This is a genomic window from Xanthomonas cannabis pv. cannabis (assembly GCF_000802365.1).
GTDB lineage: Bacteria > Pseudomonadota > Gammaproteobacteria > Xanthomonadales > Xanthomonadaceae > Xanthomonas > Xanthomonas cannabis.
The window spans coordinates 1-12,575 of sequence record NZ_JSZE01000105.1 but is presented as its reverse complement, the minus strand read 5'-3'; the positions used below and the strand labels follow the sequence as shown (position 1 = coordinate 12,575).

Annotated in this window: 9 protein-coding genes; 5 read left to right on the top strand and 4 right to left on the bottom strand. The window is 65.3% G+C overall.

Annotated features, from left to right (window positions below; translation table 11 throughout):
- On the top strand, window positions 1-1,477 hold a 1,477-nt coding region (locus OZ10_RS16145), incomplete at its 5' end, for an OPT family oligopeptide transporter (protein WP_039565869.1).
- Window positions 1,478-1,572: 95 nt separating this feature from the next.
- Here OZ10_RS16145 and OZ10_RS22920 read toward each other — a convergent pair.
- Entirely contained in the window at window positions 1,573-1,944 is a 372-nt protein-coding gene (locus OZ10_RS22920) for a hypothetical protein (RefSeq protein WP_228888672.1), read from the bottom strand.
- Window positions 1,945-2,013: 69 nt separating this feature from the next.
- On the opposite strand from OZ10_RS22920, the gene OZ10_RS16140 reads away from it, so the two are divergent.
- The 4 genes from OZ10_RS16140 to OZ10_RS16125 all read left to right on the top strand — a co-directional run bounded on the left by OZ10_RS16140 (window position 2,014) and on the right by OZ10_RS16125 (window position 6,825).
- Complete coding sequence (locus tag OZ10_RS16140) at window positions 2,014-2,859, top strand: transporter (RefSeq protein WP_039565866.1); 846 nt, start codon at window positions 2,014-2,016, stop codon at window positions 2,857-2,859.
- A 146-nt stretch (window positions 2,860-3,005) separates the two neighbouring features.
- Window positions 3,006-5,126, top strand: coding sequence for an alpha/beta hydrolase family protein (locus OZ10_RS16135; RefSeq protein WP_039565864.1), 2,121 nt, complete (start codon window positions 3,006-3,008; stop codon window positions 5,124-5,126).
- A 373-nt stretch (window positions 5,127-5,499) separates the two neighbouring features.
- Window positions 5,500-5,976: a hypothetical protein gene (locus OZ10_RS16130; protein ID WP_039565862.1), complete on the top strand. Its 477-nt coding sequence runs from the start codon at window positions 5,500-5,502 to the stop codon at window positions 5,974-5,976.
- A gap of 123 nt (window positions 5,977-6,099) precedes the next feature.
- Entirely contained in the window at window positions 6,100-6,825 is a 726-nt protein-coding gene (locus OZ10_RS16125; protein ID WP_039413302.1) for an AraC family transcriptional regulator, read from the top strand.
- Between the two features lie 1,228 nt (window positions 6,826-8,053).
- Here OZ10_RS16125 and OZ10_RS16120 read toward each other — a convergent pair.
- From OZ10_RS16120 to OZ10_RS16110, 3 genes are all read right to left on the bottom strand, one after another.
- Entirely contained in the window at window positions 8,054-10,162 is a 2,109-nt protein-coding gene (locus OZ10_RS16120) for a catalase (RefSeq protein WP_039415136.1), read from the bottom strand.
- 189 nt (window positions 10,163-10,351) lie between these two features.
- Window positions 10,352-11,206: an aldo/keto reductase gene (locus tag OZ10_RS16115; RefSeq protein WP_039415133.1), complete on the bottom strand. Its 855-nt coding sequence runs from the start codon at window positions 11,204-11,206 to the stop codon at window positions 10,352-10,354.
- Window positions 11,207-11,319: 113 nt separating this feature from the next.
- On the bottom strand, window positions 11,320-12,575 hold a 1,256-nt coding region (locus tag OZ10_RS16110), incomplete at its 5' end, for a carboxylesterase/lipase family protein (RefSeq protein ID WP_039565858.1).

The window sequence follows — 12,575 nt, the reverse complement described above, 5'->3', positions numbered from 1 at the left end:
GGTCAAGCTCGGTGCGGCCAGCGGCCTGCGCGTGATCCCCGATACCTGGGCGCAGGCCACCTACCTGGGCAGCAGCCGCCTGGTCGGCTATATCGGTACCAACCTGTCGCCGGCGCTGCTGGGCGTGGGCTATATCGTCGGCCTGAATGTCGGCATCGTGGTGCTGTCCGGCTCGATCCTGTCCTGGCATATCGCCATCCCGCTGTATCAGCAGTTCTTCATGGGCAGCGATCCGGCGCTGGCGCAGAGCCTGGCCGGTGCGCCGGCCGCCGATGCGGCATTCGGCATCTGGGGCGCGAAGATCCGTTACCTTGGTGTCGGTGCGATGCTGATTGGCGGCGTGTGGACGCTGTTTTCGCTGCGCAAGTCGCTGTTTTCCGGCATCAAGAGTGGCTTTGCGGCCGCGCGCAAGAGCAGTGGTGGCGTGGTCGCCGAGACCGAGCGCGACCTGCCGATGAAGTGGATGCTGGTGGCGCTGGTGCTGTGCACGCTGCCGCTGCTGGGCCTGTACCAGGCCATCGTGCAGCAGTGGCATGTGTCGATCCCGATGACCATCATCATGATCGTGGCCGGCTTTCTGTTCGTGTCGGTGTCCGGCTACCTGGCCGGGTTGATCGGCTCGTCCAACAACCCGGTTTCCGGCATCACCATCTCCACCATCCTGTTCGCATCGGCGGTGCTGGTGCTGCTGCTGGGCAAGAGCGGCCTGGTGCCGGTGGGCATCGGCGCTGCGCCGTTAGGCGCGGTGGCGGCCATCATGATCGGTGCGGTGGTGTGCTGCGCGGCGGCGGTGGGCGGTGACAACCTGCAGGACCTCAAGGCCGGCTATCTGGTTGGTGCCACGCCGTGGAAGCAGCAGTTGATGCTGGGTATCGGCGCGTTCTCGTGTGCGTTGATCATGGCGCCAGTGTTGAATCTGCTGGCCCAGGCGTACGGCATCGGCCCGGCCACGCCGCAACATCCCAACTCGCTGGGCGCGCCCCAGGCCACCTTGATGGCCTCGGTAGCCAAGGGACTGTTCGGCGGCCAGTTGCCGTGGACCATGATCGCAATCGGCGCCGGCGTCGGTGCGGCGATCATCGCGCTGGACGAATGGCTGAAGGCCACCGGCAAGCGCTTCCGCGTGCCGGTGCTGGCGGCGGCCATTGGTATCTACCTGCCGCTGGAACTGATGGTGCCGATCTTCATCGGTGGCCTGATCGCGCACCTGGTGGAGCGCTTCCACAACATTCGCGCCGACGACGAAGAGGGCCGCGACCGCGTGCATCGTCCGGGCGTGCTGTTCGCCGCCGGCCTGATTACCGGCGAGGCGCTGATGGGCATCGCCATTGCGGTGCCCATCGTGCTGTCCAGCCGTGCCGATGTGCTGGCACTGCCGGCCGCCCTGCAGCTCAATCAATGGATCGGCCTGGCCATTCTCGCCCTGGTTGGCTGGCTGCTGTACCGCGTCGGCAAGCGCGGCGAACAGGCCGCCTGAGCCTGCGACGGACACGGCGCATGCGATGCATGCGCCGTCCCTGCAGGCGCGCAAGGCGACCTGCCCGCAGCGGATTGCCGCTGCCATCATCTGCATCATCCCCGTGCACCGCCGCTGCGGACTCCATCGACGGTCCCTGACGGCGCCTCGTCGTCTGCAGCCTGTTTTTGCGCCGACTTTATGCCGGGTCCAGCGCTCATGCATAGCGCCTTTATGCCGCCGCTGCGTATCGTGCCGTCTCCCGCACGGATGATGCGCCACCACTGCCGCAAGCCTGGATCGACCCCGCTGATCTCCGCGCCATAGGCCATCGCGCCGCCGCCGCTGCCGACAAAAACGTTAGCCCAATCGCACTGCGCTTCTTCCAAGGCACGGTTGCGGCCGCTTTTTGTCTTGCGGGCGCGACAGCTCGATGGGATCGACCAGACGGCGCCGTTGGGCGGCGTGCGCTCGATCCACCTTTCCACGCGCATTCCCCCTCACTCACTGCTGGCCTGTTGTGTCTTGGCCCAGCGCTCTGCCATGGAGTTACTGCAATGCTGACTGTTATTTCCGGTTCTTCTTCCCGCGCACGCCGCATCTTGCTGCCGACCATCGCCGTGGCCGGCGTGCTGTGCGGGCTGGCCGTTCAAGCGCAGGCGCAAGACGCCACCGAAGCGGCGCTATGCACCGATCGGCCGACCAAGTCCAATTCCACCTGTACCGTGCCGACCGGTGCCTGGCAGCTGGAAACCGACATCGGCAGCTACACCCGCGACAGCCAGCCTGGCACACGCATCGAAACCTCGGTGTTTACCAATCCCACGCTCAAGTACGGCGTCAGCGACCGCATCGATCTGCAGCTCAACTGGGCACCACAGCTGCAGGTCAAGACCACCGACCGCGCCACCGGCGCGCGCAGCAGCCTGAGCGGTGGCGGCGATCTCTATCTGCGCATGAAGGCGCGTGTGTACGAGAGCGACACCGCCAGCGTGGCGCTGCTGCCGTTCGTCAAGGCGCCCACTGCGCGTACCGGCCTGGGCAACGACACCTGGGAAGGCGGTCTGGCGCTGCCGGTCAACATCGTGCTGCCCAGCAGCTTCTCGCTGACGTTTGGTCCGGAACTGGATTGGTTGGCCGACAGCGATGGCAGCGGCAAGCATGTCGCCATCGTCAATGTGATCAATCTGGCGCGTCCGATCACGCCGAAGTTATCGATGGCGGTAGAGCTGTGGTCCTCGATCAACCGCGATCCTGCACAGACGGTCGAACAGTATTCGGCCGATATCGCCGCGGCGTATCTGCTCAACCCGCTGTTGCAACTGGACGTGGGCGCCAACTTCGGCCTCAACGACCGCACCCCGGATGCGCAGGTGTATGTGGGCATGTCGCACCGCTTCTGATGCGCTGCCGCCCGTGCCCCCCATAGGTGGCATGGGCAACGCGCGCGACGGCGTGCCGCACCACGTCACGCCGCATGACGTTCTGCCTTTGCGCGTGCGCCGCAGCAACGCCTACCATCGGCGTTTTGCCGTTGCGGGAATTACCGATGAAGCTGCGTCACGCCGTATTGCCCTTGTGTTTGCTGGCCGCCTTGCCAGACCTTGCCGCCGCGCGCGGTTTCGATGTGCGCGACATGGTGGCGCTGGACCGGGTGTCCTCACCCACGCTCACGCCCGATGGCGGCAGCGTGCTGTTCGCCAAACGCCAGGCCAAGACCAGCAATGGCAAGCCCGCCACCAGCCTGTGGGTGCGCAATCTGCGCACGCGCGATCTGGCGCCGCCCAAGCGGCTGACCCCGGAAGGCTGGAACGTCAACAGCCCGGCGTTGTCGCCCGATGGCAAGACGGTGTACTTCCTCAGTAGTAAATCCGGCAGCCAGCAGCTCTATGCGCAGCCGATGGCCGGCGGTACCCCGCAGCAACTCACCGCCTTTGCGGTGGATGTGGACAGCTACAAGCTCTCGCCCGAGGGCAAGCGCATCGTCTTCAGTTCGGGCGTGTTCCAGGATTGCGGTTCGGACCTGGGCTGTACCAAGAAGCGGCTGGGCGAGCTGAAGAACAGCAAAGCCAGCGGCGTGGTGTACGACCAGCTGTTCGTGCGGCATTGGGACACCTGGAACGATGGCCGCCGCAATACCTTGTTCGTGGCCGACCTGCCAGCGGCAGGCGGCAAGGCCGTGGTCGGGGCGTCGGCCATCAGTGCCACGCTGGCCGGCGACGCGCCCTCCAAGCCGTTTGGCGGCAACGACGACTACACCTGGTCGCCCGATGGCAGCACCGTGGTGGCCAGCGTGCGCATCCCGCAGCCGCATGGCCCGGAAGCGGGCAAGAACGCCAAGGCCGGCGCCAGGCCCACCGGCAACGACGAGCCGTGGCAGACCAACTTCGATCTGTATCGCCTGGATGCCAGCGGCAAGTCTGCACCGGTCAATCTCACCGCGGCCAATCCGGCCTGGGATGCCGGCCCGGTGTTCAGCACCGACGGCAAGACGCTGTACTACCGCGCCATGAAGCGCCCGGGGTTCGAGGCCGATCGCTTCGGCCTGATGGCGATGGACGTGGCCAGCGGCAGGACGCGCGAGATTGCGCCGAAGTGGGATCGCTCCGCCGGTGAGATCGTCTTGAGCGAGGACGGTACCAGCCTGTACACCAGCGCCGACGAGCTCGGCGAGCACCCGTTGTTCAAGATCGACCTCGCCACCGGCACCACGACCAAGCTGGCCGGCGAGGGCGCGGTGCACGCGCCAACGCTGGCCGGAACCACGCTGGCGTTTACCCGCAACTCGCTCAAGAGCGGCGACCAAATCTTCGTGAGCGACCTGCAGGGCCAGGGTCTGCGTGCGATCAGTCAGAGCGCCGGCGAGCAGCTGCCCGACGTGCAGTTCGGCGACTACGCGCAGTTCCAGTTCAAGGGCTGGAACAACGACACCGTCTACGGCTACGTGGTCAAGCCGTACAACTATCAGGAAGGCAAGACCTACCCGGTGGCGTTCCTGATCCACGGCGGGCCGCAGGGCAGCTTCGGCAATGGCTGGAGCAACCGCTGGAATCCGCAGACCTACGCCGGCCAGGGCTACGCGGTGGTGATGATCGACTTCCACGGCTCCACCGGCTATGGCCAGGAATTCACCGATGCGATCAGCCAGCATTGGGGCGACCGTCCGCTGGAAGACCTGCAAAAGGGCTGGGCGGCTGCGCAGAAACAGTACGGCTTTCTCAACGGTGACAAGGCCTGCGCATTGGGCGCCAGCTATGGCGGCTACATGGTTTACTGGATGGCAGGCAACTGGAACCAGCCGTGGAAGTGCCTGGTCGACCACGACGGTGTGTTCGACAACCGCACCATGGGCTACGCCACCGAGGAACTATGGTTCAGCGAATGGGAAAACGGCGGAACGCCGTGGCAGAACCCGGCCGGCTACGAAAAGTTCAACCCGGTGCTGCACGTGGACAAGTGGAAGGTGCCGATGCTGGTGATCCACGGCCAGCAGGATTTCCGCATCCCGGTCGAACAGGGTCTGGCCGCATTCACTGCGCTGCAGCGAAAGGGCATCGACTCCAAGTTCCTGTATTTCCCGGACGAAAACCACTGGGTGCTCAAGCCGGACAACAGCATCCTGTGGCACGACACCGTCAACGGCTGGTTGAAGCAGCACATCGGGCAATAAGCCGGTAATGCCGGCACGCTGCGCAATGCGGCGTGCCGGTCTGCATCGATGGGCACGCTGCAACGTTGGTTTACAAAGAGCAGCGCGACAAGTGTGCGCACGCAGCCGCGACACATGCGGTTGCGTGCGCCGCGGTCGGTCCGCGGCATGCAGCGATCGCTGCTACAGGCGCCTTGCTGTCGGGTTCGCTTGCGGCCACGCACGTGACGCCGAGACGAGCGCTGTCGAGTGCGCTTGCCGGCGCGCCAAACCGTGTCGCGACGAAACGGCGGCTGATCGCGCATGGGCATCATCGCCCCGGCGTCATGTCGACGTGTCAAAATAGCGCTTCTTTAACTTTCCCAGTCCCTGCAGGATCGCAAGGATCTTCCGTATGCGCACGTTCGCCCGTCCCGCCCTGCTGGGCCTCGCCCTGATCTTCAGCCCTGCCTGGAGCGCCGCGCCGCGGGCGGCAGCTGGCGCACCTGCGCGTGTGCCGGCACCTGCGGCGCCCGTGGCCGCAGCGGAGGCCGACAGCGAGTTGCTGGTGCCGCTGCCGGCAACACTGAAGTCGGGCATGAACTACCGCGCGTTCTCGCAGGCAATTGCCGAACAAGGCTGGCAGCCGGTGGATCCGCTTGCAGCCGACAGCTGCATGGCGGCGGGCGACTGCGAAATCGAATTTGTGGCACCGGCTGCCGGTGCGCGCCTGCGCGTGCAGGTGGGGTCGCAATCGGGTGCGGCCGTGGTGCAGAGCTGGGCGGCGCGGCGCACGCCGGCCGATCGTCTGGGCGCGACCAGTGCTTCGCTCGACCCCGCCAAGGCCGCTCCCGCCGCAGCCACGGCCACCGTGGCCGAAGAGCCGCGCTGACCTCCTGCAAGCCGTGCGGCCTGCGCGGCGTATCATGACGCGGCGCGGCGATGCTGTTCGCCGAAATGGCTGCGTCATTTCCTTGCCGCCGCGTCTTTCCTGCTCACGAGCCCACCGTCCTGCATGAAGAGCATCGATCCTGCCGATCTGGAAGCGTTGTTCGATGCCGTGCCGGACGTGCTGTTCTTCGTCAAGGATCGCGAGGGCCGCTATACCCACGTCAACCAGACCATGCTGCGGCGGCTTGGCCTGAAATCGCGCAAGGAGCTGATCGGCAAGCGCGTGGCCGAGGTATACCCGAGCGGCCTGGGTGCCAACTACGCTAATCAGGATGAGCAGGTGCTGGCCGGCGAGGTGATCGACAACCTGCTGGAGCTACACCTGTTCGCCAACCGCGAACCGGGTTGGTGTCTCACCTGCAAACGCCCGCTGCTGGTGGATGGCAAGGTGCAGGGCATCATCGGCATCTCACGCGATCTCGGTCCGCAGGACGGGCACGAGTCGCAGTACGAAAAATTGCGGCTCGCACTGGCCTACCTCAACGCCAACTACGCGCAGAACGTGCGCATGCAGGCGCTGGTGGAAATCACCGGGTTTTCGATGTCCAAGCTGCAACGCTCGTTCCGCAAGGTGTTCCAGCTCACTCCGCAGCAGGTATTGGCCAAGTTGCGGCTGCAGATGGCCATGCATCTGCTGCACGGCGACAAGAGCCTGACCGAAATCGGCCACGCCTGCGGCTTCAGCGATCAAAGCGCCTTTGCGCGGCAATTCAAGCAAGCCGTGGGCATGACGCCGCGCGAGTATCGTGCGCTGGCGAATGCGCAACGGTTTGCTGTCGAAGCGGTGTAGAGCTGCAGACCACACGACTGCTCCGCTGTGGAGTATGCGTGGCTAGTTCCAGCATCTCTCTTCCGATGTTCAACATCTAAACGATGGGTCGGTCGAGGGCGCGGCGCCCTCACCGCTCGCGGGACACGCCGTGAATCCGTCCGTGGAGGCTCGGTGGCGGCATCCATGCCGCCACACGGTCCCGCAATCGGTGAGGACACCGCACCAGACAGTGTGCTGGCGACGTCGTTGAAGGACGAAAGCACCGCACCGGACAGTTGGCTGATGGTTTTGTTGAAGAGCGAAGAAGCCACGCCACGCGCCTTGCCGATCGCTTATCAAAGCTGCGCATCAACTACACACCGCGCACCGACCATCTCCACTGGTCCTTGCCCGCCCACCGTCGCGGGACCCTTGGCGGTATGGATGCCGCCACGGAGCTACATGGACGTACTTGCAGCGTGTCCTGCGATGGTGGGCGGGCAAGGGCCCTGCAGCAAAATGCAGAGGTGGCACTCCGCAGCTGATCTTCCGCACTGTCAACGTACCTTATGGCGACCAGCATCGGCGTTCTGGTCTTGCTGGTTCAGTCAAACGCTGAGTCGGTCGAGGGCGCGGTGCCCTCACCGCTTGCGGGACACGCCGCAAGTACGTCCCTGTAGGCTCGGTGGCGGCATCCATGCCGCCACACGGTCCCGCAATCGGCGAGGGCACCGCACCAGACAGTGTGCTGGCGACGTCGTTGAAGGACGAAAGCACAGCACCGGACAGTTGGCTGATGGTTTTGTTGAAGAGCGAAGAAGCCACGCCACGCGACGTGCCGATCGCTTATCAAAGCGCTGCGCATCAACTACACACCGCGCATTCGACCATCTCCACTGGTCCTTGCCCGCCCACCGTCGCGGGACCCTTAGCGGCATGGATGCCGCCACGGAGCTACATGGACGTACTTGCAGCGTGTCCTGCGACGGTGGGCGGGCAAGGGCCCTGCAGCAAAATGCAGAGGTAGCACTCCGCGGCTATCTTCTGCGCTGCCAACGTAGTTCCTGCAGTCAGCATCAGCGTCCTCGTCTTGCAGGTTCAGCCAAATGCTGCGTCGATCGAGTGCGCGATGCCCTTGATCCATGCAACAACAGCGAGCTCAACGCCTCCGGTGCTGATCTTCATCGCTGCCTGCGGAAACAACTTGGGCGCGAAACGGCTACTGGAAAGCCGCTCGCGCCCAAGCGCATCTGCCAACCAGCCGTGATTACGCCAGCATGCGCACCTTCGGCTCGCGTGCCCACTGGCGGGTCTTTGCGGCCGCGATGAAGGCCTTGGTATCGGCGGCAGAGACGATGCCCGCGTCCTTGCCGACGTTGCCGGCCTTGAGCAGGAGTTGCGCACCGTCGTCGAAGGCAATCGCCTTCAGATGCGCCCAGGCGTTGCTGACGAAATCCAGCGCCGCCGATTCGTTGGTCAATGCCTTGGCCGCTTCCGACGACAGCAACACCGCCACCGCATCGAAGATGATTGATGGGGTGCCGGCCAGCTGGCCATCGGCCGCCAGTTGCTTGCCATCGCTGAGCCTGGCGCCACCCAGTTTGGGTGCCACGATCTTGACCGTGGCGCCGGCCGCTTCCGCCGCCTTGCGCACTGCCTTGATCGCCGCGGCATCCGAGCCGTCGTGGATCAGGATGCCGACGGTGCGGCCTTGCAGGGTGTCCTTCATCTTGCCGATCAGCTGCAACGCCGGCGACAACGGCATGTCGGTGGGCGCAACTGCCGCTGGCGGCGCGGGTGGTAGCGTGGTCATGCCCATGCCGTCGGCCACGCGCTTGGCCAGGCTTTCATCGATGTGGCGCAGATGGCCGACAACGGCCTCGCGCACGTGCGCGGTTTCGACCTTGGACAGTTCAAACACCAGCGCCGATGCCAGGTGTGCCTGCTCCGGTGCGGTCTGGCTGCGGAAGAACATGCGCGCCTGGCTGTAATGATCGGCAAAGCTCTCCGCACGCACGCGGCCCTTGGCGCCGTCTTCGGCTGGTGTGGCATGGCTGGGGAATCCACGCAGCGCCTCGCGTGGCGCGTCGGCCTGCAGCGAGCTCGGTTCATAGGCCACGCGGCCCTTCGGCACGCCCATCTGCATGTGGCCATCGCGTTGGTTGTTGGCGAACGGGCACTTGGGTGCATTGATCGGAATCTGGTGGAAATTCGGCCCGCCCAGGCGGCTGAGCTGGGTGTCCAGATACGAGAACAGGCGCCCCTGCAGCAGCGGATCGTTGCTGAAGTCGATGCCGGGCACGATGTTGGCCGGGCAATACGCCACCTGCTCGGTCTCGGCAAAGAAGTTGTCCGGCCAGCGGTCCAGCACCATGCGCCCGACGATCTGCAGCGGCACCAGTTCTTCCGGAATGACCTTGGTCGAATCCAGGTGGTCGAACGGGAATGCCTCGGCCTCGGCCTCGGTGAACAGCTGCACGCCTAATTCCCATTCCGGGAAGTCGCCGTTCTGGATCGCTTCGAACAGGTCGCGGCGCTGGAAGTCCGGGTCTGCGCCGGCGATCTTCACCGCTTCGTCCCAGATGGTCGATTGCAGGCCAAGCTTGGGACGCCAATGGAACTTGACGAAGGTGCTTTCACCGGCCTCATTGAGCAGGCGGAAACTGTGGATGCCGAAGCCTTCGATCATGCGCAGCGAACGCGGAATGGTGCGGTCGCTCATTGCCCACATGATCATGTGCATGGATTCGGGCGTGAGCGAGATAAAATCCCAGAACGTGTCGTGCGCGCTGGCGGCCTGCGGAAAGCCACGGTCCGGCTCCATCTTTACCGCATGGATCAGGTCCGGGAACTTCATCGCATCCTGGATGAAGAACACCGGGATGTTGTTGCCGACCAGATCCCAGTTGCCTTCCTTGGTGTAGAACTTCACCGCGAACCCACGCACGTCGCGCGGCGTGTCCACCGAGCCGGCGCCACCTGCCACGGTGGAAAAGCGCGTAAACAGCGGGGTTTTCTCGCCGACCTCGGTGAAGATCTTGGCCGTGGTGTACTGGCTCAACGATTTGGTCAGCTCGAAATAGCCATGCGCCGCACTGCCGCGCGCATGCACGATGCGCTCAGGAATCCGCTCGTGATCGAAGTGGGTGATCTTTTCGCGCAGGATGAAGTCTTCCAGCAACGTCGGCCCGCGCGGCGTGGCGCGGAGCGAGTTCTGGTTGTCGCCAACCGGGATGCCTTGATTGGTGGTCAGTTGCGGATGCGAGCCGCCGGCCTTTTGATGCAGTTCGTCGCCGCGGCCGCGCGACACATCGGCGGTGGCGCTTGCGGTGGCGACGGCAGGAACCTGCGCGGGTTTACTGGGGGACTTGGCCATGGGACTCCACTCTGGCGAGCTGATTGCGGGCTGAGCCGCAGAGCGTGCGAGTGGCGCTGTTAACTGCATGTGTCCGCTTGAGAACGAATACTCACATGTAACCAAAACCCTGCAACGCGTCGCAGCGCTTTGTTGCGCGCGTCACGCCAGTGGGCGCATGCATCGAATGACGCGCATGCGCAGGCGGCGTTACAGCAGATCCAACGGCTGCTTGCGCGTTGGCGCAGGGAAGCTGCGGTCCAGCTCGGCAAGATCGTCGTCATCCAGCTGCAACGCACAGGCGGCGGCGTTCGCACGCACATGCTCCGGCGTACCCGACTCGGGAATGGCGATGACCTTGCCGCTGCGAATCGCCCACGCCAGTGCGACGGCAGTGGCCGCCACGCCGCGTCGCGCACCAATGGCCTGCAAGGTTGGGTGGCCGAGCAGGGCGCGGCTACCCAACGGCGAGTACGCCATCACTGTCACCTGATGGTCGGCGCACCACGGCAGCAGATCGAATTCGATGCCACGGCTACCGGCGTGGTACAGCACCTGGTTGACCAGGCAGCGTTGCCCGCCATTGAGGGACCACAATTCTTCCATATCATCGACATCGAAGTTGGATACGCCCCAGTCGCGGATCTTGCCGGCATCGCGCAAGGCTTCGAACGCATCGACCACTTCGGCCAGCGCGCTGCCGCCGCGCCAATGCAGCAGGTACAGGTCCAGCGTGCGCACCCCCAGCCGCTGCAGGCTGGCCTCGCAGGCGCGCGCAATACCGCGCGCGCTGGCATTGCTGGGCAACACCTTCGACACCAGATACGGCGGCTGCCTGCTGTCGATGGCCTGGCCGATCAGCTGCTCCGAGCGACCATTGCCGTACATTTCGGCGGTATCGATCAGCCGCATACCCAACTGCTGCCCGACCTGCAGCGCATCGATCTCCTGCTGCGACGGATGCCGGCCCTGGCCCAGATTCCACGAGCCCAGCCCGAGTGCCGGTACCTCGCGCCCGTGACGCAGGCGCACCTGGGGACAGGAAGGTGACGGGGCGATGGACATGGATGGCTCCTCTGCGGTGATGGCGGTTGGTCGTGTGTCCCGTGCGACGGGCGACGTGCATGCACGGTTGCGGACGCCTGCCGGCATCGCACGGCAGCTCGGCCACAACGGTCCTATAGTTGAGCAGCGTGCGTTACGCCGGGCTGATGTTGTTGCGAAGGCGATGGGACGTTCGCCGTGGCAGCGCGCGCCTGTGCATCCCAGAACCCGCAGCGGTGCCGTTGCACGAAGTCCGGCGTTGCGCCGACCCGGGCGGGCGACAAGGTCAGCGGTGTCCGGCCATCGAATTGCGGCCAGTGCGGGCGGCCGTGACCGTTCGGGTCGCCGGTGCGGGCGAACGCGCCCCAGTAGTCCTGCAACGTGTCGGAGAACGCCTGTTGCGCCGGACTGAACCGCGGATCGCCGCTGAGCACCCAGGGGCGCTGAAACAGATACACCAGCTCGGAGGCGTGGAAGGCGCCCAACGCCGGCGAGAACGGCAGGCGCAGCAGCCCGTACGGCGCCTGCGGGTCATCGAACTCGTAGGCGTACACCGGGGCATGCGTGCGCAATGCCTGGCCCAGCCGGCGCGTCGGACAGGCGAAACCGCCGTCGGTGACGATGTCGGCAAGCGCCTCCCAGCGCGAGTGCGTGGCGACATCGGCGTACTGCGCCATGATCGGACCGGGCGAGGCATGCATGCGCTGCACGCGCGCTGCATAGCCGCTGCGCAGGCTGAGCTTGCCGAGGTAGGACAGCAGCTGCGCAAACAGACGTCCTTCGTCGCGATTGTTGCCGATCAGCACCGGCACCTGCGCATGCTGGCCGCTGGCAATTGCGGCAGCTGGCGGCAGCGGCAAGACCTCGCCACCGGACATCGGCGCCCATGCATCGCTGCCGGTTAGCCCGCGTCGTTGTGGTTTCGCATCAGCCAGCGTGTCCGCAGGAAGCGCGCGCAGGCATGCTGCAACGTCCGCCGTGTGCGTGCAGCCAAGCGCCTGCGCCATGCGCACACCGCCGTGTTCGGCTTCATCGCGGGTCACGCTGGAATCGGCGGCCAGGCAGCTGCCGCTTTGCAGGATGGCACGCTGGAATAGCCCTTCGGCCGTTGGCGAGGCGAGCTGGTAACAGATGCTCCATGCGCCGGCGGATTCACCGAACACGCTGACGTTGTGCGCATCTCCGCCGAACCCGGCGATATTGCGTTGTACCCAGCGCAGCGCGGCCTGCTGGTCGAGCAGTGCATACGCGCCTTCGCCCTCGCCACGCAGGCCAGGGTGCGCGAGAAAGCCGAACACGCCCAGCCGGTAGTTGGGCGCCACCACGATGACATCCTGGCGCGCCGCCAGTGCGCTCAGGTCGTAATCCGCATTGCTGCCCAGCTCCAGCG

Coding starts and splice junctions, on each gene's coding strand:
- OZ10_RS16130 (WP_039565862.1), top strand. CDS start 5,500: ATGCGCACGTTCGCCCGTCCCGCCCTGCTGGGCCTCGCCCTGATCTTC.
- OZ10_RS16115 (WP_039415133.1), bottom strand. CDS start 11,206: ATGTCCATCGCCCCGTCACCTTCCTGTCCCCAGGTGCGCCTGCGTCAC.
- OZ10_RS16120 (WP_039415136.1), bottom strand. CDS start 10,162: ATGGCCAAGTCCCCCAGTAAACCCGCGCAGGTTCCTGCCGTCGCCACC.
- OZ10_RS16125 (WP_039413302.1), top strand. CDS start 6,100: ATGAAGAGCATCGATCCTGCCGATCTGGAAGCGTTGTTCGATGCCGTG.
- OZ10_RS16135 (WP_039565864.1), top strand. CDS start 3,006: ATGAAGCTGCGTCACGCCGTATTGCCCTTGTGTTTGCTGGCCGCCTTG.
- OZ10_RS16140 (WP_039565866.1), top strand. CDS start 2,014: ATGCTGACTGTTATTTCCGGTTCTTCTTCCCGCGCACGCCGCATCTTG.